Raw genomic sequence first — 25,130 nt, 5'->3', positions numbered from 1 at the left:
TTTCTATTCTTCCGATTAGCGCGATAGTTTTCCTCTCACAGATGAGTGAAATTCATCTATGCGCACGACCGACCTTTCCGAACTGGCGGCCTTCGACGCTGTGGCGCGTCATCGCAGCTTCCGTCGGGCGAGCGAGGAACGCGGTGTTACCGCCTCGGCCATCAGCCATGCCGTCAGCAACCTCGAAGCTCGCGTCGGCATCCGCCTGCTCAACCGCACGACGCGCAGCGTCTCGCTCACCGATGCCGGCGCAATGCTGTTGGCCCAGCTTTCGCCGGCGTTCGGCGAGATCGGCTCTGCGCTCGACGCGCTAAACCGGTTCCGCGACACGCCCTTCGGCAAAGTGCGGATCAACGTGCCCAGTTCGGCGGCCTTGTTCGTCTTCGGGCCGGTCATGGCGCCCCTGCTCGAGCGAAACCCGAATCTTGAGCTCGAGATCGTCGCGACCGACCGCCTCGTCGATATCGTTGCCGAAGGCTTCGATGCCGGCATCCGGCTCGGCGAAAGCCTGCGCGAGGGCATGACCGCGGTCAGAATCCGGCCCAGCGCGCGGCTGATCGTCGTCGGATCCCCGACCTACTTCGAGCGCCAACCCCAGCCGCGCACGCCCGCAGAGCTTGAGGATCACGTCTGCATTCGCAATATCTATCCGAACGGCACGGCCTATCCTTGGGAATTCGTCCGTGCCGGCAAGACGACGCAGTTCGAGCCTTCGGGCCCTCTCTCGCTCGACGATCACGAACTCATGGTGACTGCCGCGCTGTCGGGTCATGCTCTGGCCTACGTCTGGGAAGACCGCGCTCGGCCGCACATCGAAAACGGCAGACTCATCGAATGCCTGGTGCCGTGGCGCGCGCCCGAAGAGTGGCTCTATCTCTACTACCCTGCGCGCAAATACATTTCGGCCGGTCTGCGCGCGGTGATCGAAGCGCTACGCGTATAGGCGACCGGCAGCTGCACCAACGCATGCAACGAAGATGATGGCGATGTGAACAAAAGACCGGGGCCGCACGGGAAATGCGCGGCCCCGGTTGAAGTTGGGGAGGGAGAAAAGGTCAAAACGACCCAAGGCAACGGGGTGAACATGGGGTCCCACCCGCTGACCACATCTAGTTATTGCGAATCATTTGCATTTGCAAGAGGAATAGTGTCCAACTGGCTTCTGGAGAGAATCAATCTGCTCGATCACATAGGGAGAGCCCGAAATGTACGACTTCCTCGACCGTCCGGTCACCAGCCTCGATCATGGCGGGCGCTTCATGGTCTGGTCGATGCGCAGTTGGGTCAAGGCCATGGGCGACCGCCAGTGCCCCGGCTCTGCGCTGGGCAATGCCTTCGCGCGGTGGAACATGATCGCCGGATTGCAGCCCTTCCTGCGCATGATGACGCTGTTCAACCGCAACGGGCTGGAGACGTTCCAGTTCTGCGCGCTCGCCTGCAACCACGTCTCGGAGCACGAGGCGCTGATCCTCAGTCTCGTCTGCTCGCTGCGCGATTCGCGCCCCGAGGCGCTACGCGACACGCTGGGGCTGCTCGTCGAGGAGGATTCGATCGGAGACCTCATCGGCGCACTCTCCGCTCTCGGCCGAATGATGGACGAGGCGGCGATTTTCCCCACGCGCCCCGTGGCGGCGAGCTGCCAGAACCCGCCCCTCTAACTCCTGGAAGCTAACGGAGGGGCTCCACCCTGGCCTCCGCGCCGGCCGGGAGTCCCTCCAACGGCAACCGAACTTCCGTGTTGCAGCGCAACATGGATTGCCGCACACTCCGCGGCATGATCAAGGCCGCGCTCCACCACCTCACGCGCTACCGCTACAGCCGCCCGATAAGGCTCGGCCCTCAGATAATCCGGCTTCGGCCCGCGCCGCACAGCCGCACCGCGGTGCCCAACTATTCGCTAAAGATCAGCCCCGCGAACCACTTCCTCAACTGGCAGCAGGATCCGCACGGCTCCTGGCAGGCGCGGATCGTCTTTCCCGATCCGGTCGACCACTTCTCGATCGAGGTCGACCTGCTGGCCGAGATGGCGGTGATCAATCCGTTCGACTTCTTCGTCGAGCCGGAGGCCGAGGAATACCCGTTCGCCTACAGCCCGATCATGGAGGCCGACCTTGCGGCCTATTTCGACACCGAGCCGCAAGGTCCGCTGTTCGAGGCTCTGGTCGCGGAACATGCCGGCCATGCGGGACGCACGGTCGATTTCCTCGTCGACATCAACCGCCGGCTCCAGCAGCGGATCGACTACGTTATCCGCATGGAAACCGGGGTGATGACGCCCGAGGAGACCTTGGCGGCGGGCACCGGGTCTTGCCGCGATTCGGCCTGGCTGCTCGTCCAGCTGCTGCGCCGGCTGGGCTTCGCCGCGCGTTTCGTCTCGGGCTATTCGATCCAGCTCGTCGCCGACGTGATCCCGGTCGACGGGCCCAAGGGGGTCGAGCAGGACGTTACCGACCTCCACGCCTGGGCCGAAGCCTATGTCCCCGGCGCCGGCTGGATCGCGCTCGACGCGACATCGGGCATGTTCGCGGGCGAGGGCCACATCCCGCTCGCCGCGACGCCGCACTACCGCTCGGCGACGCCGATCGAGGGCCTGGCCGAACCGGCGGAGGTCGATTTCGATTTTGCGATGAGCGTCAGCCGTATCGCCGAGGCGGTACGTATCACCAAGCCGTTCACCGATGCGCGCTGGCAGGCGCTGCTCGATCTCGGCGACCGGGTCGATGCCGACTTGAACGCCGGCGACGTCCGGCTGACGATGGGCGGCGAGCCGACTTTCATCGCCGACGGCGATTTCGAAGCGCCCGAATGGAACAGCGCCGCCGTCGGCCCGACCAAGGCCGCCTATGCCGACAAGCTGATCCGCATGCTGCGCGAGAATTTCGCGCCCGGCTCGCTGCTCCACCACGGCCAGGGCAAATGGTACCCGGGCGAAAGCCTGCCGCGCTGGGGCTATTCGATCTATTGGCGTGGGGATGGGGTGCCGATCTGGCGCGATCCCTCGCTGATCGCGGGCGAGCTGTTCCCCGAGGAAAAGAAAGCCGCGCCGAAGATCGACCAGGCGCTGGCCGGCAGCTTCCTGATCGAGACCGCGCAATATCTCGGCGTCGAGCCCGAATTCGTCCAGCCGGTCTACGAGGACGCGGTCAGCTGGATCGTCAAGGAAGCCGAGCTTCCGGCAAACACCTCGCCCACCGATCCCAAGCTCGACGATCCCGAGGAACGCGCGCGCTACATGCGCACATTCGAGCGCGGGCTGACCAAGCCGGTCGGCTATGTCCTGCCGGTCCAGCGGTGGAATGCCGAGGTCAAGCAGCAGCCGCGCTGGAAGAGCGAGCAGTGGAAGGTCCGCCGCGGCGCCCTGTTCGCGGTGCCCGGCGATTCGGCGCTCGGCTACCGCTTGCCGCTGGGCTCGCTGCCTTTCGTGCCGCCTTCGGACTTCCCCTATATCCACCCGCGCGACACGGCCGAGCCGCGCCAGCCGCTCGCCGACTTCCGCACCCAGCTGACCGAGCGCGGCTACGAAGTGCGGGAGGCAGAGACGCCCGACAGGGAGCAGCGCTCCGAGGCGGTCGAGGGCCCGCAGGTCGCCCAGCAGGAGCGCGTCGAGCAGCACATCATCGAAGGTGCGGTGCGCACCGCGGTGACGATCGAGCCGCACGACGGCTATCTCTCGATCTTCATCCCGCCGGTCGAGGCGCTCGACGACTATCTCGAGTTGATCGCCGCGATCGAGGCCGTGGCCGAGGTCAACCGCACGCCGGTGCGGATCGAAGGCTATCCGCCGCCGCCAGATCCGCGGTTGACCGTCCTCAAGATCACTCCTGATCCCGGCGTGATCGAGGTCAACATCCATCCGGCGACGAGTTGGCGCGATTCGGTGGCGATTACCGAGACGCTCTACGACAACGCCCGCGAGATCGGGCTGACCGCGGACAAGTTCATGGTCGACGGCCGCGCCACGGGCACCGGCGGCGGCAACCACATAGTGCTCGGCGGGCCCAGCCTGCTCGATTCGCCGTTCATCCGCCGCCCGGACCTGCTCAAGAGCTTCGTCATCTACTGGCAGCGGCATCCGGCTCTCAGCTACTTCTTCTCGGGGCTGTTCATCGGCCCGACCAGCCAGGCCCCGCGGATCGACGAAGCGCGGCACGATCTGATCTACGAGCTCGAAGTGGCGCTCGCCCAAGTCCCGGGGCCGGGGTCGGAGCAACCACCGCCCTGGGTGGTCGACCGTCTGTTCCGCAACCTGCTGGTAGACGTGACGGGCAACACCCACCGCACCGAGATCTGCATCGACAAACTGTTCTCGCCCGACGGGCCGACCGGACGGCTCGGCCTCGTCGAGTTCCGCGGCTTCGAGATGCCGCCTGACGCCAAGATGAGCCTGGCCCAGCAATTGCTGCTGCGCGCGATGACGGCGATGTTCTGGAAACAGCCGCTCGACGGATCGCTGGTCCGCTGGGGCACGGCGCTGCACGACCGCTTCATGCTGCCGCATTTCGTCTGGGCCAATTTCCTCGACGTCCTCGCCGACCTGCGCGGCGCAGGCTACGATTTCGACCCCGTCTGGTTTGAGGCGCAGCGCCAGTTCCGCTTCCCGGTCCACGGCACGGTCGAAGGCGGTGGCGTCAGCCTCGAGATCAGCCACGCGCTCGAGCCGTGGAACGTGCTGGGCGAGACCGGCGCGATCGGCGGCACCGTGCGCTATGTCGACAGCTCGACCGAGCGACTGCAGGTGCGTGCCACGGGTCTCGTCTCGGGCCGCCACATCATCGCCTGCAACGGCCGCCGCGTGCCGATGACCGCGACTGCCTCGCCGGGCGAAGGGGTCGGCGGCATCCGCTACAAGGCCTGGGCGCCGTCCAACTGCCTGCACCCGATGATGAAGGCGCATGCGCCGCTCACCATCGACATCCTCGATGCCTGGAACGGACGCTCGCTGGGCGGCTGCGTCTATCATGTGGCGCATCCGGGCGGGCGCAACTATGATGACGTGCCGATCAACGGTTACGAGGCAGAAGCGCGGCGCAAGGCGCGCTTCCAGGATCAGGGCCATTCGCCCGGACCCCAGGCCATGCCGCCCGAGGAATTGGCGGGAGAGTTCCCGATGTCGCTAGATCTGCGTCGCCCGATTCGTGCTGGCTGATCCGCAGAGCGGAACCGCGCCGGTACGCAGCCGGCTCGATGCCTATCCGGCCGACGCCACCGCGGGCGATCTGTTCCGCGGTGCGAGCGATGCCGTTGCGGCCAAGTGGCACCAGGTGGCGAACGGGCTCGCGGACCCCGCCGACCAGGATTTCTCTGCGATCCACGAACAGGTCGCACGGCAGATCCTGGACCTCGGCCTCACCTTCCGTATCGCCGGCGACGAGGACGAGCGCGACTGGCCGCTGACGCCGATGCCGCTGATCGTCGGCGCCGAGGAATGGGCCACGGTCGAACGCGGGCTGATCCAGCGCGCGGAACTGCTCGAACAGGTCGCCGCCGATATCTACGGCCCGCAGAACCTCGTCGCGCAGGGGCACCTGCCCGCGGCCGTGGTTGCCGGCAGCCGCTATTTCGCGCGGCGGATGATTGGCCTCAGGCCGCGCGGCGGGCATCTCATCCACGTCTATGCCGTCGATCTCGCGCGCGGTCCGCGGGGCCAGTGGCGCGTGCTCGGCGATCGGCTCAGGCTGGCCAACGGTATCGGCTATGCGCTGGAGAACCGGCTGGCGCTGTCGCGCGCGACGGGCTCGTTACTGACCGACATCCACACGCGCCGCGTCGCCGGTTTCTTCTCGGGCCTGCGGGAGGGCATCGCGCGTGACTGCGAGCGCGCCCGCCCGCGCGTCGCTCTGCTCACGCCGGGCCGGTTCAACCAGTCCTACCCGGAGCAGGCGCACCTTGCGCGCTATCTTGGCCTGCCACTGGTCGAAGGACGTGATCTCACCGTCGATGGCGACAAGCTCTACGTCCGCACCATTGCCGGCCCCAAGCGGATCGATGCAGTCTGGCGCTGGATCGACACCAACGCACTCGATCCGCTGAGCTTCGACGCGCGGTCAGAGCTCGGCGTGCCGAACCTGTTCGACACCTGGGCGCGCGGCGGGCTGCAGATTGCCAACTGGCCCGGCGTCGAAGTGCTCGAAGCGCGCGCTTTCTCCGCCTTCCTGCCGCGGCTGTTTCGCAACCTGCTCGGCGAGGAGCCGATCCTGCCCAATATCGCCACCTGGTGGTGCGGGCAGGAGAACGAGGCGCGCATCGTCGAGCAGCGGATGGACGAGCTGGTGATCGGTTCCGCCTTCGGCCAGGCCTCGGTGAACCTGCCCGGCCGCGATCCGGTGGCCGGCGCTTCGCTGAGCGCGAAGGATCGCGCCGCACTGCTCGAAGCGATGCGGCGGCGGCCGATGGACTATTGTGGTCAGGAGATCGTCAACCTTTCGACCACCCCGGCGATGATCGACGACCAGCTCGTGCCGCGCCCGTTTACCCTGCGCGCTTTCGTCGCGCGCGGTGCCAATGGCGAATGGACCGTGATGCCCGGCGGCTTCGCGCGCGTCTCGACCAGCGATCACTTGCTGACCTCGCTGATGGGCGAGGGCGAGCTGTCGGCTGACGTCTGCGTGGTCGACGACACGCCGCTGCCGGGCAATGCCGCGATCAATCTCGAAATACCAACGATCCGTCGCGGCGGCGGCATCCTCGCCAGCCAAGCGGCGGACAACCTGTTCTGGTTCGGCCGTTATATCGAACGTGCCGAAATGACCCTGCGCGTGATACGCTCGATCCTCGGCAGCTCGATCGAGGTCGACGGCGGCGACGCGCGCGATCCCGAAGTGCGCCACAGCCTGGTCCGCCTGCTGTTCTTCTGGGGTGCGATCACCGAGGCTACCGCCGGCCAGCCGATCCCCAGCGTCTGCGGCGCGGCCTTGGTCGAGGCGCAGTTGCCCGGCGGCGTTGCCGCGCTGATCCGCCAGAGCCAGACCGTTGCGCTGTCGCTGCGCGAGCGTTTCGCGCGCGATTTCTGGCGCATCGCCAAGCGGCCGATGCCGCGGATCGACAGCGACCGACCCAATGCGATGATGGAATCGGCGCGTGACCTGATCGAGCGCTTCGGTGCGCTCTCCGGCCTCAGCGCCGAGAACATGGTGCGCGGCCCGGCCTGGCGCTTCCTCGACCTCGGCCGCCGGCTCGAACGCGCGCTGTCGATCTGCCGGATCGCGCGCCAGCTTTCCTGGGCGCAAGTGCAGGACGATGCGCTCGGCGTGCTGCTCGACCTCTGCGACAGCCAGATCATCTACCGTTCGCGCTATCTCACCGGGCCTCTCCGCGATCCGGTCTACGACCTCGTTCTGCTCGACGGCGACAACCCGCGCTCGCTGCTGTTCCAGCTCTGCAAGATCGAGGAACACGTCGCGGCGCTGCCGCAGCTGACCGAGGACAACGTCCCCGAAGCGCCGCTGCTCGCCGCGCGCGCGCTCGTCGGGCCGCTGCGCAGCGCGATGGTCGGTGAGCTCGGCGACATGCTGCTGCAGGATACCGAGACGCGGCTGATGGCGCTGTCCGACGCGATCGCCGAGCGTTATTTCCTGCACTACGAACTGCCCGAGGATCCGACCCAGGGCAGTCTGCTGGCATGATCTACCCGCCATGATCTACGAGGTCCGCCACAACAACACGATCCGCTATTCGGGCTTCGTCCATCTCGCCCAGTTCAACGTGCGGCTGCGGCCCGCGCCCTGGCCCAGCCAGACGGTGACCAATTACCGTCGTTTCGTCGATCCGCTGCCCTGGACCGTGCAGGAGGAAGAGGGCGCCTATGTGGTCAACGAGGCGCGGCTGACGCTGCGCGATCCGATCACCCAGCTGACGATCGAAAGCAGCTTCACCGTCGACGTCGCTCCGCCGCCGGCCGACTATGCCTCTGCGAACAGCCCGACCATTACAGAGCTTCGTGCTTTGGCGCTGGCGCGGCCCGATCTCACCCGTTCGGCGCCCGCCTCGTACCTCTTCGCTTCGCCGATCGCCGGCCCCTTGCCCGAGATTGCGGGTTGGGCGCGTGGCCTGCTCGAAGAGGACATGCCGGTCATCGAAGCCGGCAAAACCATGATGGCGACGATCCACGAAGAGTTCGCCTATGACAGTGGCGCCACGCGGGCCGACACCCCGGTGCTCGATGCCTTCCGCGCCCGCCACGGCGTCTGCCAGGACTTCGCCCACGTCATGATCGTTGCCGCGCGCGCCTATGGCATCCCCGCGGCCTATGTCAGCGGCTACCTGCGTACGCGGCCGCCGCCGGGGATGCAGCGGCTGGTCGGTGCCGATGCGATGCACGCCTGGGCAGCGCTGTGGTGCGGCGATGATCTGGGCTGGGTCGGCTTCGACCCCACCAACAACGTCTTCGCCACGACCGACCATATCTTCGTCGCCATGGGCCGCGATTACAGCGACGTTGCCCCGCTCGACGGCGTGTTCCGCGGCGGCGGGCAGCAGACGATGTTCTTCTCGGTGGACGTCGCGCCGATCGAGTAGAATTGCGCGCGCGCGCGTGCTGGTCCAAGATCACGGCATGGGGAACGTCGTGGGGCAATTCAGACGGCTGGCGCTGAGCAGGTGGGTCCTGCTGGCTTTGGGCTTCGCCGTTCTCGTCTTCGCCGACTACCGCTATCTCGATTTCACCCGCATCGTCGACCAGCGCGCGGGCGATGTCCTGCTGACGCTGAACACCGCCCGGCGGCCCGAATCGGATCGCGTGATCATCATCGACATCGACCAGCGCTCGCTCGAGATGATGAACGACATTGCCGGTTCCTGGCCCTGGCCGCGCTCGGTCCATGGCGAGCTGATCGACTACGTCATGCAGCAGCAGCCGCGCGGCATGGCCTTCGACATCCTGTTCAACGAGCGCGACATCTACCGGCCCGAGCACGATGCGGCGCTGACCGATGCCGTGGCGCGGCATCCCAACGTCTGGCTGGCGATGACGCTCAATGCCGACGGAGAGGGCGCCTGGGTCAGCCAGATGCCGCCGGCGATCGGTGCGCAGCCTCTGACGAAACCGCCGGTCGATGCGCGGGTGCCGCTGATGATGCCGCTGGTGCTCGTCGATCAGCCTGGGGCGATGCGCGGCGGGCTGATCAATTTCACCGGCGACAGCGACGGCGTCGGTCGTCACCACACGCTTTACCGCGATCGCAAGGGCTGGCGTTTCCCCTCGCTCGCCGCGCGGGTGATGCGCGATCTCCATCATCCGCTGCCGCCGCAGCAGGAAGTGCTGCTGAACTGGCGGCGCGACTGGAAGCACGTCTCCTTCGCCGACGTCTATCTCGACAGCCTGCGTGAGCACCCCCTGCGGCCAAAGGATGAGTTCAAAGGCAAGCTGATCGTCGTCGGCACTGCCGCGCCAGGCTTGCTCGACCTGCGCCTGACCCCGCTCAGCAGCACCTATCCCGGTGTCCAGATCCTCGCGACCGCGCTCGACAATCTCGATCGCGGCGACTGGCTGCGTGAAGTGCCGCGCCCGTCGATGGCGCCTTTCGCGCTGCTGCTGATCGCCGTCGTCGCGATCGGCCTCGCGCGAAACGTCAGCGCCAACCGGCTGGGCTACGTGATGCTGGCGATCACCGCTGCCTCGGTCCTCGTCGGCGCCCTTGCTCTGGCGAACGGCGTGTTCGTGCCCCTGTTCGGGCCGCTTGCTTTCGGCTGGGCTTTCTATCTCTCGGGCAGCGCGATCGCCTATCTAGAGGAACGCACCCAGCGTCTGCGCACTTCGGGCATGTTCAAGCGCTTCCTCGACCCGCGCGTGGTGACCGACCTCATCGAGCGCGGCGACATCGACTACCGCGCCAGCGCCGAATCGCGCGAGGTCTCGGTGCTGTTCTCCGACATCCGCGGCTTCACCGCGCTGTCAGAAAGCTCGGCGCCTGAGGATGTCGTGGCGCTGCTCAACAGTTATTTCTCGAAGCAGGTCGAAGTGATCTTCCGCCACGGCGGCACGCTCGACAAGTTCATCGGCGACGCGATCATGGCCTTCTGGGGCGCCCCCGTCGCCAGCCCCAACCACGCCGAGCAGGCCGTCGCCGCCGCGCTCGACATGTCGGCCGCGCTCGAAGACCTGCGCGGGCAGCTCGGCACGCTGGGGGCGGAGCTGGAGATCGGTATCGGCATTCACAGCGGCCGCGCAGTCGTCGGCTTCATCGGCTCGAACGACCGGCTCGACTATACGGTTATCGGCGACACGGTGAACCTTGCCAGCCGGATCGAGGGCCTGACCAAGGGCATCGCCCGCGTGCTGGTGTCCGAGGCGACCAAGGAAGCCGTGGGCGAGGCCTTCGATTGGCGGGACTGCGGCTCGCACAGTGTCAAGGGTCGAGAGGCCCCGGTACGGCTTTACGAGCCGACGCGTAGAAGTTGACGGCCGAAAGATGTGACATTGGCCACATCACCTTTGCTCGATTATCGAGTAGGGGCATCACTTTGCTAACCTATAGGCGCTAATGCCGATAACTGGTAGTGAGGTCGGCATCCGATGGGGACGGACATGCGACGCATCGTTGCAATTCTACTGACAGCGATCCTGCTCTGCCGGGTCACGAGCGCCGAAGCGGCCGAGAAGGGCCTCGTCCTGCGTGCCAGCGATCTCCTCGCGCAACCCTTCATCGACGCCGCGAAGTCCGGCCCCCTGACGGCCAACCAGCCCGTGACGATCCTTCAACGCCGCGGCGCCTGGGCCAATGTCGAGGCGGGCGGCAAGACCGGCTGGGTCCGCGTGCTCAACCTGCGTCTGGAACCGGGTCCGGCCGGGGCCGCACGGCCGGGCGGGGCCAGGCCCTCGGGCGGAAATCCCATGTCCTTGCTGCAGACCGGCAGCTCGGGCCGCACGGTGACGACGGGCGTCAAGGGAATGGACGAAGAGGACATCCGCAACGCCACCCCGGACTATGCCGAGCTCGAACTGCTGGGCACGCTGGCGGTGAGCGCCGACGATGCCCGAGCGACGGCGACGAAGGCCAGCCTCAAGGAAAATACCGTCGACTATCTCGACAAGGGACGGAGCCGGAAATGACACCCGCCCGCAAATTCCGCGTCGTCCTCTCCGCCTGCGTCCTGCAGGCGCTGCCCGCAGCAGCGCAGGCCCAGTTCCCCAATATCGGCGGGCTGGTCAAAGGCGTCCAGAACGTCAAGAAACTGGGCGATTCATTCCGCAAGATCGGCGAGGAGGAGGAGGTCAAGCTTGGCGGCGATCTCGCCAGCGTCATCCTCGGCACGGCGCCGTTGGTGCAGGACGCGGCCAAGCAGCGCTACGTCAACCGGCTCGGGCTCTGGCTCGCCTTGCACAGCGACCGGCCGAACCTGCCGTGGAAATTCGGCATCGTCGAGACCGCGGACGTCAACGCCTTCTCGATGCCCGGCGGCTACGTGCTGATCACCCGCGGCATGTTCGACCGGATGCGCAACGAGAGCGAGCTCGCCGGCGTGCTGGCGCACGAAATCTCGCATGTCGTGCGCAAGGATCACATCAACGCGCTGCAGAGTTCCTTGCGCGATTCGGCGCTCGGCGGCTTTACCGACTATGTCGGCGGCAGCACCGGTGGCCTCGCGGGGCAGTTCAAGACCGCGCTGATCAATGCCGGCAAGACCATGTACATGCGCGGCCTCGACAAGGACGACGAATACGACGCCGACCGCATGGGCGTCGTCATCGCTGCGCGCGCCGGCTATTCACCCTACGGCCTCGTCGGCGTGCTGCAGACCTTGAGCGCAGCGCCCGACGACAAGGGCTTTGCGCTGATGAACAAGACCCACCCATTGCCCGTCGACCGGCTCGACCGGCTCGACCGCGCGATGGGCACCAAGCTCGACGGAGTCACCAATGTCGTCGAGGATCTTCCGAGCTTCGTGGCGCTGCGCGAGCCGCCGCGCGTCACGCCGGCGGCGACGAAATCGACGCCGCGCCGGGGGCGTCGCAGGAACTAGTTCAGCCGGTAAGACGCTGCTGCAGGACGAGGCGATTCCGGCCCTCGGCGCTGTCGTAGGAGACGATCTCCGCCCAGGCCGAGACGAGCGCGAGACCTACTCCGCCGCCCCGGTCCGGATTGGGTGCTTCCACCGATGCAGCAGTCCGTGGGTCGAACGCATCGCTGTCGTCTTCGAGCGTGACGAGCGGGCCGCTCTCACGATGATCGAGCGAGAGCGTGAACGCTATGTCACGGTCGTGCGCGGCGTGATCGAGCACGTTGGCGACGATCTCCTCGACGATGATCGCCAGCCGCCGCGCAGTGACACGGTCGAGCTCCGCAGAGCCCGCGAATGCCTCGACCGCGCCTGTCGCCGCGAGCAATGCGGCAGACAACTCGTGTCCCGACTTGTGACAATGCGAAATGGTTGTCCCCGAAACCATGCCGGTGGTATGCCACGGCCAAGGGCCGAGGGGGAATAAATTGCGTTCTCTTGTGAAGATTGCGGCGCTTGCCGTCATGATCGCCAGTGCCGCTCCGGCGCTTGCCGAGATCGGTCGCGTCAAGAGCAACGTCGGCGCGGCTTCGGTCAACCGCAGCGGGCGGACGGTGGCCGTGGCTCCGGGCGTTCAGCTCGAGCCGGGCGATATCCTCGTCACCGGTCGCGATGGGCGCCTGGGCGTGACTTTCGTTGACGGCACGCGCTTCGCGGTCGGCCCCAACAGTCGCGTGACCCTGACCGAGTTTCAATTCGACCGGACGCGCCAGAGCGGTTCCTTCGTCACGAGCGTCGACCGTGGTTCGCTGGGCGTGGTTTCGGGCAGCATCGCCAAGTCGCGACGCGACGCGATGCGCGTGCGCACGCCGACATCGATGCTGGGCGTGCGCGGCACGCGCTTCGTGGTGGACGTTCCCTGACATGAGGAGGATGGGGGGAGCCGTACTGGCGTTGGCGCTCGGAGCCTGCGCTGCTCCGAAGGCCTTGCTGCTGCCGGGCGAGGACGGTCATCCGGTGGGCGCGCTGGCCGTGCTCGACGAGAAGGGGGGCGAGCAGGTCATGGACCAGCCGCTGCGCTCGGCGCGGATGACGCGTGGCGGGACGACGCTGCGCACGGAAACCGCGATCAAACCGGCCTACCAGCAGCTGATGAACGCGCTGCCGCCACCGGCGAAGAGCTTCACGCTCTACTTCGTCGACGGGACCTCGACGTTGTTGCCAACGTCGCGACCGGTGCTCGATCAGATCCGCGCCGAAATGGCGGCGCGCTCGGGTGCCGAAGTCCAGGTCACCGGTCACACCGACACGGTGGGTAGCGACGAAGACAACGATCGCCTGTCGCAGAAACGCGCCGACGAGGTCATGGCCGAGCTGATCGCCGAGGGTTTCCCCAAGGACGCGCTGAGCGCGGTCGGCCGCGGCGAGCGCGAGCCGGCGGTGAACACCGGCGACAATGTCGCCAATGCCGACAATCGCCGCGTCGAAGTCATCGTGCGCTAGCCGCGGTAGCGGAGCGCCAGGATCGTCAAATCGTCGCTGGGTTCGGTCGGGTGTTCGAAGCCGCGGACCGCTTCTACCGTGCCGGCAACGAGCGCATCGGGATCGTCGCCAGGGCGCTTGCCGAGCATGGCCAGGGCTCCATCGAGGCCGAACATCCGCCCCTCCGCATCCTGTGCCTCGGTCACGCCGTCGGTGATCAGCACCAGCATATCTCCGGGGTGCAGCGTCATAGTCTCCTCGGGATAGGCGAACTCGACGACGCAGAACGGCGGGCCGCCCTCCATCGGCACGGTCTCGGGCGCCTGGCCCGGCCGCAGCAGGATCGGGTTCTCGTGCCCGGCGTTGACCATCGTCAGCCTGCCCGTGGCGCAGTCGACCAGAACGACCAGCATGGTCACGCCCATCGCATCGTCGGCGTCGCGCATCAGCTCGATGTTGAGCGTGTTGACCGCATGGGCGAGCCCGCCGCGCTCGCGCACCAGCACGCTTTTCGCCAGGGTCTTGGACAGCGCCATGTAGAGCGCCGCGGGCACGCCCTTGCCGGTGACGTCGCCGACCAGGAACAGCAGGCGATCGGCGTCGATCCGGATCGCGTCGTAGAAATCGCCGCCGACCGAATAGGCCGGCTCCAGCGCCGCGCTGGCATCGATCCGCGGATCGAGCGAGGCCAGCCGCTGGCGCGTCGGCACCATGCCGAGCTGGATCGCCCGTGCGGCCTGCAGTTCGCCTTCCTGCACCGCCGTGGTGATGCGCTGCTCGACCAGCGCGCGGCCGAGCTGCGCGCGCTCGGCGCGGCCGCGCTGTATGACCAGGACGGCGAGCGCGAAGCCGGCGCCGAGCCCGATCATCGCCGGGCGTAGCGGATCGAACAGCAGTCCGACCGAGTCGAACAGAAGCCACGATTTGAGCGGCAGGAGAAGGCCGATCGCGCCGGCCAGCAGCCACGGCCAGCGGCGCCAGAGTGCCCCCGCGAGCCCGATCAGCAGCGCCAGCAGCAGGCCGAAGCCCCACTCCCAGGCAGCAAGCCAGGGCGGGCGCGAGAGCCAGCCGCCGTGCAGCATGGCATCGACGGCCTGGGCCTGGACGAAGACGCCGTAGCCTTCGGTCTCGAGCGGCGTGGAGACGAGGTCGGCGATCCCCTCGGCGCCGAGCCCGATCAGCACGATCTTGCCGGCAAAGGCGCGGCCCGGCACTGCGTGAGCCAGCACCTGCGCGGCCGAATGGCGCGCGGCGTTGGGAAAGTGGCCGAAGCGCAGCTGCATCTGCCCGGCATCGTCCGCGGGCAGGCGGCGCGTGCCGATCGTAGCGGTTTCGCCCGACCACGAGAGCTTGGGCGCATCGAGCGCGATCCGGGTCAGTTCGGCGGCCAGGCCCGGCATCGCGCGGTTGTCTGCCAGGATCGACAGGGGCACCCGACGCACGATGCCATCCGCGTCGGGCGGCCCGTTGAGCATGGCGTGACCCAGCGCGACGTCGTCGAGCTCCGTTATGCTCGACAGCACATAGGGGAACCTGGCCGTGCCCGGCGGCGGCCGCCCGCCGACCTCGGGGTCGACGAACAGCGCCTTGGGATCGCTGCCGCCACCGTCGATGCCCAGCCGGCCCAGCACGACCGGCGCGGTGCCGAGCACCCGGGCGAAGCTCGTGTCCATCGACGGCAGCGCGCCGATCGCGGCGACCGAACTGGCATCGAGCTCGGGATAGAGCGCGGTGAAGCGGTTGGGGTTGAGCCGGTCGGCCTCGGCGAAGATCATGTCGAAGGCAATCGCGCGCGGTTTCTGCGCGGCGATCGTCTCGGCCAGTCTGGCAAGATAATAACGCGGCCAGGGCCAGGGGCCGACCGAAGCCAGGCTCTCGCGGTCGATCAGCACGACCGCGACTTCCTTCGCCTCGATCTTGCGCGGCGAAAGCACCTGCCATTCGTCGAACAGCGCGCGCCGGACCGGATTGGCGACGATCAGGCTGAGCAGCGCGCCGATCAGCGCGCCCACCGCCACCACCGACCAGACATGCCGGCGGCCGGGCCGGTCAGACCTCGACGGTGAGGCCGTCATAGGCGCAGATCACGTCTAGCGGCGCATGCTCGCGCGTCAGTTCCTCATAGCGGATGCTCTCCTCGTGCATCCGCTGGATGTCGGCATCGCTGTAGGTAGGTTCGTGGTGGAACAATGCCAGCCGCCGCGCCCGTGCCTGGTGACAGAGGTCGATCGCGACGACGTTGCTCGAATGGCCCCAGTCCTCCTTCATCGAGATCGAATCGGCCAGCGAATACATCGTGTCGCAGATCACCAGGTCGCAGTCGCCGAAGAAGGCGACGAAGGCCTCCTCGGCGTCCATGGCGTCGATCTTGTGCTCGCTGTCGGTACTGTAGATCACCGATTTGCCGGCCTCGTCGGTGAACTTGTAGCCATAAGACTTGTGCGAGTGGTTCTGCTCGATCAGTTCGACCTTCACCGCGCCGATCTGGTATTCCCGGCCGGTCTCGAGCGTGCGGAAGCTGATCTGCGCGCGCAGCCATTCGAAGGCGACGGGGAAGGAGATTTCCTCCTGCTGGCGGCGCAGTGCTTCCTCGGCGTCGGTATGTCCCGAATGGATCACGATCTTCGCGTTTGGGTCGAACACCGGTACGAAGAACGGGAAGCCCATGATGTGGTCCCAGTGAAAGTGGGACAGGAAGACGTGATAAGTCCGCGGATGGCCGGCGGCGCAGCGGCCCATGGCATCGAGGCCGAACTCGCGCAGCCCGCTGCCGAGGTCGCAGACGATGAAAACTTCCTCGCCGTCGGCATCGGCGCCTGCCTCGATCTCGACGCAGCTCGTCGCGCCGCCATAGGTGCCGGACACCGCGAAATCGAGATCGCTTTCGGCGAAGCGGCGGGCTTCTTCGGCATCGGCAAACTTGCGGCCGTCGGCGGCGACCAGTGCGGCGGCGATCTTGTCACGGACGGTGCCGGCCTTCTGCGCCACCGGAAGCGATCCGCGCGTACCCCAGAACCGGACTTTCATCCCCCGCTCCCAATTGCCCTAGGTCGTGCCGATCTGGTCGATGCTGTCGAAGACCTGGAATACCTTGTCGTAGCGGCTGATCGCGAGGATCTCGCGCATGATCTCGTTGGGGCGGACGAGCACGATCGAGATCCCGCTCTCGCCAGACTTGCGCTGCGCCAGGGTCAGCCCGCGCAGGCCGCGCGAGGACATATAGTCGATCGCGGCGAGATCGATCGCCAGCCGGCGCGAACCGTCTGCGGCGGCGCTTTCGATCTCTTGAGCCAGCCGTTCGGCAAAAGCGGTGGCGCTCGCTTCGTCCACCCTGCCCGCAGGCGCAATCAGACGCACGTCGCCGCGCGTTTCAACCGTCCAAGCCAGATCGCCCCGCGTCATAGCTTAAGGTTAAGCGATCACGAAGGAATTGGAAAGCGGCACACCCGCGGAAACCGGTGCGCCAAACTGGTACTCTTTCCGGCCGTTACAGCCGGTAGAGCAGAGAGCCGTCGAGCGATATCCACGCCTCGCGGCCTTCTTCGATCGCTGCTCGATGGCGGGAAATGGCGTGTTCCAGCTCGGACAGCAGCTGCGCCGCGGCCTCGCCGAGCCCCGTTCTACGCCAGGCGAGCGTGAAGTCGATGGTTGCATCCAGTTTCGGTAGCGCCCTGAAATGCAGCGCCCCGGGCGGCACGGCCAGGATCGTTGACGCCGGCGTGATGCAGGCGCCCACGCTGGCCATGACGATATCGAGCTGCTCCTCCGGACTTTCGGCGAGCTGGCCGATCACCGGCTCGAGCCCGTGCCGACGCAGCTGCGCCATCATCGGATTGACGTTGCCGGCATTGTCGCGCCGCGTCAGCCAGATCAGCGGCTGGCCGATCAACTCGGCGAGATCGGCCGGCCCCGTCGTGGCGAGGCGGTGCGCCGGATGGACCGCGAGGATATAGACCTCGCGATGGATGAGATGTTCGGCGACGTGGGGCGAGTCCGGACGCTGCTCGTACATCAGGGCAAGGTCGAGCGTTCCTTCGCGAAGGCCTTCCGCGAGCTCGGTGGACGAGCCCTGCCGAAACGCGATGCTTCTCTCGGGATCGCCCAGCGCGAACTCTTCCAGCGCCTGGCGCAGGAACGCGTATTTCCGCGCTACCGTCGGCGCGAGGCCCAGGCCGATGCTGCGATCCCGGTCGTGCCCCTGTTGCCGGGCGCGCTGAACCGCTTCGTTGACACTGTCCAGAATCGCCACGGCGTCGCGGTAGAGCGCCAGCCCCGCACGCGTTGGTTCGATCCCGCGTGCACCGCGGATCAGGAGCTGACAGCCGACCGCAGCTTCCAGGTCGCGCACACGGCGCGACAGCGCAGGCTGAGCGATGTTCAGCCGGGCGGCGGCCCCTTGAAGCGATCCTTCCTCCACCGCCGCGGCGAAGTAGCGCAGATGCTTGAGCTCCATGGCACAGATATGCCGGAACGGCAGAGCTGGCGCAAACCAAACGGCATTTGTGCTGGAACATCTGCTGCGTCATCCATGCCGAAACGGTTGGGAGACCGAACATGGCCAGCGTCGCCACCGACATTCGCATATCGCCGCTCGCGCCGGTCCTGCCGTTCGGCGCGACCATCGCGGGCCTGACGCGTGATAACCTCGACGATCCCGCGATGCGCCGCCGGCTCAACGATCTCTGGATCGAACATGGCGTGCTGCTGTTCCGCGACGGTGAATCCTCGCAGGACATGCATCTCGAGCTCAGCCGCTGCTTCGGCGATCTCGAGCCGCACCCCTTTCCCGAAAGCCGCCAAGCCGGCGCGCCCGACCTGGTGAAGATCAAGTTCTATCCCGAGGACGGCAGCTACTACGACATCGGCGGCGATCTGCGCGGCGGCTGGCTGCCCTGGCACAGCGACCTGATCTACACCCACCGGATCAACCATGGCGGCATCCTGCGCCCGGTGCAGCTTCCGGACATCGGTGGCGAGACCGGCTTCATCGACCAGATCGCGGCCTATGAGCGCCTGCCCCATAGCCTGCGCGAGCGGATCGAAGGCCTCCACGTCGTCTATCACGTCGATGTCGACATGAGTCTGCAGCCCTTCGTCGACCAGGGCGATGCCCGCCTCATCCGCATGGCCGCCTCGGGCACCCAGATCGAGAAGCGCAAGTTCACCTACCCGCGCGTGATCCATCCGATGGTCTATACCCAGGCGGAAACCGGCCGAAAGGTGCTCAACGTCTCGCCGGCCTTCGCGCTGGGCATTTATGAGGACGGGACCGCGGCGGGCGACGCCCTGCTGCGCGAAGTCGTCGCCGTCTGCACCGATCCTGCGCTGGCCTATGTCCATGCCTGGCAGCCCGACGACATGGTGCTCTGGGACAACTGGCGCACGCTGCACAGCGCGCGGGGCGTGCCGATCGACCAGACGCGGGTGATGGAACGGACCACGATCCGCGGGGACTATGCGCTCGGCCGTCCACTCGGGCTCGACGGCCCGGTCGCCGATTTCGACGTCTAAGGGAGAAGAACCATGTCCGAACCTGACTTCGACATCGTCATCCGCGGCGGCACGGTAGTCGACGGCAGCGGCGGCGAGCCCTTCGTCGGCGACGTCGCAATCCGCGGCAGGACCGTCGCCGGCGTCGGCGCGATCTCCGGCCGCGGGCGTGAGGAGATCGATGCCACCGGCCGTATCGTCACGCCGGGCTTCGTCGACATCCACACGCATTACGATGGCCAGATCACCTGGGAGAACCGCCTGGCCCCCTCGTCCGGGCATGGCGTGACGACCGTGGTCATGGGCAATTGCGGCGTCGGCTTTGCGCCGGCCCGGCCTGACCAGCGCGAGCTGATGATCAAGATGATGGAGGGCGTCGAGGACGTCCCCGAAGCGGTGATGAGCGAAGGCCTGCCGTGGAACTGGGAGACCTTTCCCGATTACCTCGACGCCATCGAACAGCGTCATGCCGACATCGATTTCGCCGCGCAGCTGCCGCACAACCCGCTGCGCGTCTACGTGATGGGCCAGCGCGGGGCCGATTGCGAGCCGCCGACGTCCGAAGACCTGGAACAGATGCGCGAACTCACCGCCGAGGCGATCCGCGCGGGCGCGATCGGCGTCAGCACCACACGCAATCTCGCACACCGCTACCGCGACGGGCGCAACGTGCCGACCATCACCAGCGAGGTGGCCGAACTCACCGCCCTGGCCGAAGGGCTACGCGATGCGGGCGGCGGGGTGTTCGAGATTCTCGGCGATGACCGCCTTTCGGGCGAGGAGACGGTGGCGCTGCTGCGCGGCCTGGTCGAAACCTCGGGCCGGCCGCTGTCCTTCACGCTGACCCAGCCGGGCAACGGCAGCGACCGCTGGCTGGTGATCCTCGACGGTATCGCCCAGGCGAGCGCCGACGGCCTGCCGATCAAGGCGCAGGTCATGCCGCGGCCGGTGGGCATCCTCATCGGCCTCGACCTCTCGCTGCATCCTTTCGCCTTCCATCCCAGCTTCGCCGCGATCGCGCATCTGCCGCTGGCGGAGAAAGTCGCCGCGATGCGCGATCCCGAACTGCGCCGACGATTGATGAGCGAACAGAGCGACGACCCGCACGCCTTCTTCAAGGCCGTGGCCGACGATACCGACTGGCTGTTCCCGCTCGGCGATCCGCCTAACTATCACCCGGCGATGGAGGACAGCATCGCCGCCCGCGCGCGGCGCGCCGGGCTCGATCCCAGGGAAGTGATCTACGACGCGCTGCTGGAGGACGAAGGCCGCGCCGTGCTCTATCGCCCCTCGGCCAACCGCATCGGCGAGCGCTTCGAAGGGGCAGGGCAGGTCTTCCTCAAGGATCCCAACGTGCTGCTGGGCCTCAGCGACGGCGGCGCCCACTACGGCATGATCTGCGACGCGGCGCTGCCCACCTATTTCCTGACCCATTGGGCCGCGCATCCCGATCCCGCCAAGCGGGTCGACCTGCCGCGCGCGATCCGCATGCTCGCGAGCGATACCGCCGAGGCAGTCGGCTTGCGCGACCGCGGCCGTATCGCCGCCGGCCTGAAAGCCGACATCAACGTCATCGACCTCGATCGCCTGCAGCTCCACGCGCCGCGCCCGGTCTATGACCTTCCCGCGGGCGGGCGCCGGCTGATGCAGGCGGCCGATGGCTATGATGCGACGATCGTTTCGGGCGAGGTAACCTACCGCGCCGGCAAGCCGACCGGGGCGCTTCCCGGCCGGCTGGTGCGCGGTGCGCGATAAGAGATCAGTTGTTCAGACCGCGATACTGGTGCCCAGGCGCTCCGGCGGGACAGTCAGCGGCCTTTGATAGGATACGTCCGAGCGGTCGCGGCCGATGCTGACGATCTCGCGGAACTTGGCGATGAGCTTCTCGGCCAGTTCGTTGCCCGGCGTCGCGTCCCATTCGCCGACGCAGACGCGCGTGGCGATCGCCCAGCGGCCGTCGCGGCGCTCGAAGCGGTCGACATAGCGGCCACCGGCCAGCGAGAAGGGCGGGGTCGAGGCGTTGTTGTTGGCCACCGCGAAGTAGGTTTCGGTATGCGCGACATCGCCTTCCAGATCGCAGACGTGGTTGCAGATCATGTGGTTGGTCGACTTGTGGTGATGCAGGTGCAGCTCGTGGAAATAGTCGAAGAACTCGGCCGGCGAGCCGACGAAGACGCCATATTCGAGCTGGGCATCGGCATGGAAGGCCGAGAGCGCCGAGTCCCGGTCAAGCCGGTCCATGCCGCGGGTATAGCGGTTGACGCAGTCGAGGATATCCATGCGGCTTTTCACGTAGTCGAGCGTCGCGGCGAGATCGGTCATGGCGTGGGTCCTCTTCAGATGTTCAGGCGGTAGATGCGCGCGGCCGTGCTCGCGAAAAGCGCGGCCTTCTCGTCCGGCGAGGCGCCGGCGACGATGCGCTTGAAGGTGTTCCAGACGACGGGATAGCGCGCGGTCACGCCGTCGACGGGGAAGTTGCTCTCGAACATGCTGCGCTCGGGTCCGAAGGCCTCGATGCAGGTCTCGATATAGGGGCCCCAGGCGCGGGCCAGTTCTTCGGAGCCCGTCGTCTCGGGCCGTCCAGCCTCGGGAAAGCCGCACATGGCATTGCCCAGGCCGCCGAGCTTGATCGTGATGTTGGGGTGCTCGGCCACGGCCCGGATCGCGTCGCGCCAGATCGGGAAGCGTTCGGACAGGGTGCCCTTGAAGCCACCGAGCGCGGTCGGCATGCCGACGTGGTTCAGGATGAGCTGCGTGTCGGGAAAGGCGCGGGCGAGGTCCTTGAGCTCGGCGATCTGGGGTTCGAACAGGAAGATGTCGCACGAGAGGCCCAGCGGTGCGAGCTGGGCCAGGCCTTCGCGGAAGGCCGGATCGGCCATGGTCCCGGGCCGGCTGCCGATCGCGGCGGACAGCTTGGGCAGGCGCTCATCGTAGGCGATACCGGCAGCGCGGATGCCGCGATAGCGCCCGCCGCCGGCCATCGCCTGCGCTTCTAGCGTCTCGCGCACCGCCGCGCCGCGGCGCAGATCGGCGCCGCCGACGATCCCTGCGCAGAGCTTCGGCTCGCCGAAGATGCCGCTTTCGGCCATCGCCGCCATGCCGTTGGCGAATTCGATCTCGCCGACCGAACGCAGGTGCTCGGGGCCGCTGCGCCGGTACATCGAGTGGACCTCGACATAGACCGTCGCACGGACGTTGTGGCCGGAGGTCGCGTGGCCCATCAATTCGTCGAACAGGTAGCGCGGATGGAAGCTGAAGTTTTGGGTCAGCGGCCCCAGTTCCCCGTCCTCGCGGTCGAGCGCATCGAGTGTCGCCTGCGACTGGAACCAGAGGTGATGATGCGCGTCGACGATCGGCAGGTCGGGTTCGAGAATGGCCTCGACCGGACCCTCTTCCGCACCGTGAGCCGCCGCTGTTCCTGCCGCCATGCCTCGTCCCGCTCGTTTCTATTTTCAGACAACATCTAAATTTCTGACAGCCCGTCAAGCGAATCTATGCGCGCCGTATTGCAGATGGGTCATTTAAATCTATACGATGTCTAAAATAATGAGTCGCGAGGGAGAGCGTGCGGCCGATGGACAAGAGACAGCACATCGTCGATCTCGTGGACGCCCTGGCGCTGGCGCGCGCCGACGATCCGGCGCTGACGGTCGAGGACGAGGCCTGGTCCTATCGCCGGCTTGTGGAGACGTCGCGCCGGGCTGCCAGCCGGCTCCATGCCCTCGGCGTGCAGCGCGATGACGTCGTCGTCCTGCCGATGGCCAATTCGCACGAGCAGGCGAGCTTCTTCCTCGGCGCCTGGCGGCTGGGCGCAACGCCCTTGCCGCTGTCGCAGACCGTGCCCGAGGCGGAACTCGCCCATATCATGGCCGCCGCCGGCGCGCGGGTCGTGCTGCGCGAGGGGCAGGACATCGCGGGGGAGCCGCTGTGGGAGCGCCCGAGCCTGCTCGCGCTGCGCTGCCGCGCCCAGGCCAGCGGCGGCAGCACGGGCCTGCCAAAGGTGATCGTCGATACCGAACCCTGCACGCTCGACCCTGCCGAGGATCACTGGGGCTGGACCGAGGGACCGGCGATGTTCGTGCCGGGGCCGACCTATCACTCGGGGCCGATGAACCACCTGATCGGCGGCCTGACGCGCGGCATCCATGTCGTCATGATGCGCAAGTTCGACGCAGCCCGGGCGATCGCGCTGATCGATCAGCACAAGCCGCACTGGGCGCTCTACGTGCCGACGATGATGAACCGCATCCTCAAGGCCGCGGAAGCGCCGGAGGATCGCGCGAAGCTATCCTCGCTCAAGCGCGTCTGGCATTCGGCCGCGGCCTGTCCGTCGTGGCTCAAGCAGGCCTGGATCGACCTCGTCGGCCCCGATGCGGTCTGGGAAATCTTCGGCGGCAGCGAAGGAGTCTCGACCACGGTCATCTCCGGCCGCGAATGGCTCGACCACCCGGGTTCGGTCGGGCGCGCCGCGGGCAATGGCGAGATCGCGATCTTCGACGCTGAGGGCCGGCCGGTGCCGCCGGGCACGGTGGGCGAAATCTACATGCGCAACACGGTCGACGCGCGCCGCTTCATCGTGATCTCGGACGTGAAGCAGCGGCTCAATGGCGAGTGGGAGAGCTTCGGCGACCTGGGCTCGCTCGACGAGGATGGCTTCCTCTACCTCGCCGACCGGCGCGTCGACATGATCAACACCGGCGGCAACAACGTCTTTCCGGCCGAGGTCGAGGCCGCGATCCAGAGCCATCCCGCCGTGGGCGATGCCGTCGTCTTCGGCCAGCGCGACGACGACCTGGGCGAGATCGTCTGCGCCCGCGTCTATGCCGAGAACGGCACGATCGGGCGCGACGACCTGCTCGCTTACCTCGCGACGCGGATCACCCGCTACAAGCTGCCGCGCCGCATCGAATTCTCGCCCGAGCCGATCCGCAACGACGCCGGCAAGGTCCGCCGCTCGGGCCTGATGCTCGCCCCAGAAACCTCCGCCCTGGAAGGATAGAACGATGATCGAAGCCACGCTCAACGCCCCTGGTCGCTACCGGGTCTTCGACGGCGACAACCACTACTACGAGAGCTACGACAGCTTTACCCGCCACATCGACCCGGCCTGGGCCGACTGGGCGATCCACGTCGAGCGTGCCGAGAACGGCCGCAACTACGTGATGGTCGGCAACGAGCGGCTGCGCTCGAACTCGGTCCACCCGCAGGACTTCATCGCCCCGCCCGAGTCCATCCTCGAGATGTTTCGCGATCCCAATGCCGACATGGGCATGGCCGAGTTCAATGTCCGGAACCGGATGCGCGCCGAGGAACTGCCGGACTCGATCGACGTGGGCAAGCGTCTCGAATTCATGGACCGCGAGGGGATCGACGCGGCGATGCTCTATCCGAGCCTCGCGGTGATGATCGAGCAGCAGCTCGCCAGCAACATCGGCGCGACCTATGCCAACCTCCATGCCTTCAACCGCTGGCTCGAGGACGACTGGGGCTATGCCACCGAGAACCGCCTGTTCTCGGTGCCGCTGCTGTCGCTGCTCGATCTCGACGAGGCGGTGAAGGAGCTCGACCGCGTACTTCGGCTAGGCGCCCGCGCGGTGCATCTGCGCACGGGGCCGGTGTTCGGCCGCTCGCCGGCCTCGGAGCATTTCGATCCGTTCTGGGCGCGGCTGAACGAGGCCAGGGTGCCCGTCGCGTTCCATTCCTCGTTCAGCCAGTACCACCAGCTCGTCTCGGTGCACTGGGGCGAGAAGGGCGATCCGACCTATACCGAGATCACGCCGATGCAGTCCTACCTCGGCACCGGCGCGCGGCCGATGATGGACACGATGGCGGCGCTGACCTTCCACGGCCTGTTCACCCGCTTCCCCAAGGTCAACGTTATGGCGGTCGAAGGCGGTTCGTTCTGGGTGGCCGATCTGTTCAAGCAGATGGACAAGGCCTACCAGTCGGGGCGCGGCTCCAAGCTCGCGCCCAAGCTGCACGACCTGCCCAGCGCGATCCTCAAGCAGCATCTCTATGTCACGCCGTTCCCTGAAGAGGACGTTACCCAACTCGCCGCCGTGCTGCCGACCGACCATATCATCCTCGGCTCGGACTATCCGCACCCGGAGGGCCTCGCCCATCCCGCGACCTATGCGAACAAGATCGAGCCCGTCCTGGGCGAGGCAGCCACGCGCGGCGTGATGGGCGAGAACCTCGCCCGCGTCATCGGCATCTGGAACTGA

General features: G+C 67.0%; 21 protein-coding genes. 14 read left to right on the top strand and 7 right to left on the bottom strand.

The genetic code is table 11. The features are described from left to right. Positions 1-58: 58 nt before the first annotated feature. From KRR38_RS19110 to KRR38_RS19075, 8 genes are all read left to right on the top strand, one after another. Positions 59-943 (top strand): LysR family transcriptional regulator, encoded by an 885-nt coding sequence (locus KRR38_RS19110; RefSeq protein WP_217404548.1) that lies wholly within the window; start codon positions 59-61, stop codon positions 941-943. Positions 944-1,205: 262 nt separating this feature from the next. Beyond that, on the top strand, positions 1,206-1,658 hold the full coding sequence (locus KRR38_RS19105) for a hypothetical protein (RefSeq protein WP_217404546.1): 453 nt from the start codon (positions 1,206-1,208) through the stop codon (positions 1,656-1,658). A 116-nt stretch (positions 1,659-1,774) separates the two neighbouring features. Further along, positions 1,775-5,146 carry a DUF2126 domain-containing protein gene (locus tag KRR38_RS19100; RefSeq protein WP_217407343.1) on the top strand — a complete coding sequence of 1,124 codons (3,372 nt, stop codon included), beginning with the start codon at positions 1,775-1,777 and terminating at the stop codon, positions 5,144-5,146. Next, the gene (locus tag KRR38_RS19095) at positions 5,136-7,622 is read left to right on the top strand and encodes a circularly permuted type 2 ATP-grasp protein (protein WP_217404544.1); all 2,487 of its coding nucleotides are present in this window, start codon (positions 5,136-5,138) and stop codon (positions 7,620-7,622) included. Before KRR38_RS19100 ends, KRR38_RS19095 begins: the two co-directional genes overlap by 11 nt. A 10-nt stretch (positions 7,623-7,632) precedes the next feature. Further along, on the top strand, positions 7,633-8,514 hold the full coding sequence (locus KRR38_RS19090) for a transglutaminase family protein (RefSeq protein WP_217404542.1): 882 nt from the start codon (positions 7,633-7,635) through the stop codon (positions 8,512-8,514). A gap of 49 nt (positions 8,515-8,563) precedes the next feature. Continuing rightward, positions 8,564-10,396 (top strand): adenylate/guanylate cyclase domain-containing protein, encoded by a 1,833-nt coding sequence (locus tag KRR38_RS19085; protein ID WP_217404540.1) that lies wholly within the window; start codon positions 8,564-8,566, stop codon positions 10,394-10,396. A gap of 126 nt (positions 10,397-10,522) precedes the next feature. Then, positions 10,523-11,047, top strand: coding sequence for a hypothetical protein (locus KRR38_RS19080; RefSeq protein ID WP_217404538.1), 525 nt, complete (start codon positions 10,523-10,525; stop codon positions 11,045-11,047). Then, positions 11,044-11,958, top strand: a complete 915-nt coding sequence (locus tag KRR38_RS19075) for a M48 family metalloprotease (protein ID WP_217404536.1) — start codon at positions 11,044-11,046, stop codon at positions 11,956-11,958. The genes KRR38_RS19080 and KRR38_RS19075 overlap by 4 nt, the downstream gene beginning before the upstream one ends. A gap of 1 nt (position 11,959) precedes the next feature. On the opposite strand, the gene KRR38_RS19070 is transcribed toward KRR38_RS19075, so the two are convergent. After that, positions 11,960-12,334, bottom strand: coding sequence for an ATP-binding protein (locus KRR38_RS19070; RefSeq protein WP_217404534.1), 375 nt, complete (start codon positions 12,332-12,334; stop codon positions 11,960-11,962). A gap of 88 nt (positions 12,335-12,422) precedes the next feature. Here KRR38_RS19070 and KRR38_RS19065 point away from each other — a divergent pair, with 88 nt between their 5' ends. Further along, on the top strand, positions 12,423-12,857 hold the full coding sequence (locus tag KRR38_RS19065; RefSeq protein WP_254514871.1) for a FecR domain-containing protein: 435 nt from the start codon (positions 12,423-12,425) through the stop codon (positions 12,855-12,857). A gap of 10 nt (positions 12,858-12,867) precedes the next feature. Continuing rightward, the gene (locus KRR38_RS19060) at positions 12,868-13,437 is read left to right on the top strand and encodes an OmpA family protein (RefSeq protein ID WP_217404532.1); all 570 of its coding nucleotides are present in this window, start codon (positions 12,868-12,870) and stop codon (positions 13,435-13,437) included. Here the strand turns inward: KRR38_RS19060 and KRR38_RS19055 are convergent. The 4 genes from KRR38_RS19055 to KRR38_RS19040 form a co-directional block, all read right to left on the bottom strand. After that, positions 13,434-15,491 carry a CHASE2 domain-containing protein gene (locus KRR38_RS19055; protein WP_217404530.1) on the bottom strand — a complete coding sequence of 686 codons (2,058 nt, stop codon included), beginning with the start codon at positions 15,489-15,491 and terminating at the stop codon, positions 13,434-13,436. The two genes, KRR38_RS19060 and KRR38_RS19055, sit on opposite strands and share 4 nt — an antisense overlap. After that, entirely contained in the window at positions 15,466-16,443 is a 978-nt protein-coding gene (locus KRR38_RS19050; RefSeq protein WP_217404528.1) for an MBL fold metallo-hydrolase, read from the bottom strand. Before KRR38_RS19050 ends, KRR38_RS19055 begins: the two co-directional genes overlap by 26 nt. A gap of 18 nt (positions 16,444-16,461) precedes the next feature. Further along, positions 16,462-16,818, bottom strand: a complete 357-nt coding sequence (locus tag KRR38_RS19045; RefSeq protein ID WP_217404526.1) for an STAS domain-containing protein — start codon at positions 16,816-16,818, stop codon at positions 16,462-16,464. Positions 16,819-16,903: 85 nt separating this feature from the next. Then, positions 16,904-17,869 (bottom strand): LysR family transcriptional regulator, encoded by a 966-nt coding sequence (locus KRR38_RS19040; protein ID WP_217404524.1) that lies wholly within the window; start codon positions 17,867-17,869, stop codon positions 16,904-16,906. A 101-nt stretch (positions 17,870-17,970) separates the two neighbouring features. Between KRR38_RS19040 and KRR38_RS19035 the strand changes: the two genes are divergently transcribed. Together KRR38_RS19035 and KRR38_RS19030 are read left to right on the top strand one after the other, a co-directional pair. Continuing rightward, positions 17,971-18,927 carry a TauD/TfdA family dioxygenase gene (locus tag KRR38_RS19035; RefSeq protein WP_217404522.1) on the top strand — a complete coding sequence of 319 codons (957 nt, stop codon included), beginning with the start codon at positions 17,971-17,973 and terminating at the stop codon, positions 18,925-18,927. 12 nt (positions 18,928-18,939) lie between these two features. Beyond that, positions 18,940-20,661 (top strand): amidohydrolase family protein, encoded by a 1,722-nt coding sequence (locus KRR38_RS19030; protein WP_217404520.1) that lies wholly within the window; start codon positions 18,940-18,942, stop codon positions 20,659-20,661. Between the two features lie 12 nt (positions 20,662-20,673). Here the strand turns inward: KRR38_RS19030 and KRR38_RS19025 are convergent, their stop codons facing one another. Both KRR38_RS19025 and KRR38_RS19020 read right to left on the bottom strand, forming a co-directional pair. Then, on the bottom strand, positions 20,674-21,228 hold the full coding sequence (locus tag KRR38_RS19025; protein ID WP_217404518.1) for a nuclear transport factor 2 family protein: 555 nt from the start codon (positions 21,226-21,228) through the stop codon (positions 20,674-20,676). A gap of 14 nt (positions 21,229-21,242) precedes the next feature. Next, on the bottom strand, positions 21,243-22,334 hold the full coding sequence (locus KRR38_RS19020; RefSeq protein WP_217404516.1) for an amidohydrolase: 1,092 nt from the start codon (positions 22,332-22,334) through the stop codon (positions 21,243-21,245). 146 nt (positions 22,335-22,480) lie between these two features. Here KRR38_RS19020 and KRR38_RS19015 point away from each other — a divergent pair, with 146 nt between their 5' ends. Both KRR38_RS19015 and KRR38_RS19010 read left to right on the top strand, forming a co-directional pair. Beyond that, positions 22,481-23,905, top strand: a complete 1,425-nt coding sequence (locus tag KRR38_RS19015; RefSeq protein WP_217404514.1) for a class I adenylate-forming enzyme family protein — start codon at positions 22,481-22,483, stop codon at positions 23,903-23,905. Positions 23,906-23,909: 4 nt separating this feature from the next. Continuing rightward, positions 23,910-25,130 carry an amidohydrolase family protein gene (locus KRR38_RS19010; RefSeq protein ID WP_217404512.1) on the top strand — a complete coding sequence of 407 codons (1,221 nt, stop codon included), beginning with the start codon at positions 23,910-23,912 and terminating at the stop codon, positions 25,128-25,130.

The sequence above is a fragment of the Novosphingobium sp. G106 genome (assembly GCF_019075875.1).
In the GTDB taxonomy this organism is placed as follows: Bacteria; Pseudomonadota; Alphaproteobacteria; order Sphingomonadales; family Sphingomonadaceae; genus Novosphingobium.
The sequence above is the reverse complement of the archived record's forward strand: the minus strand, read 5'-3'. Positions and strand labels throughout refer to the sequence as shown.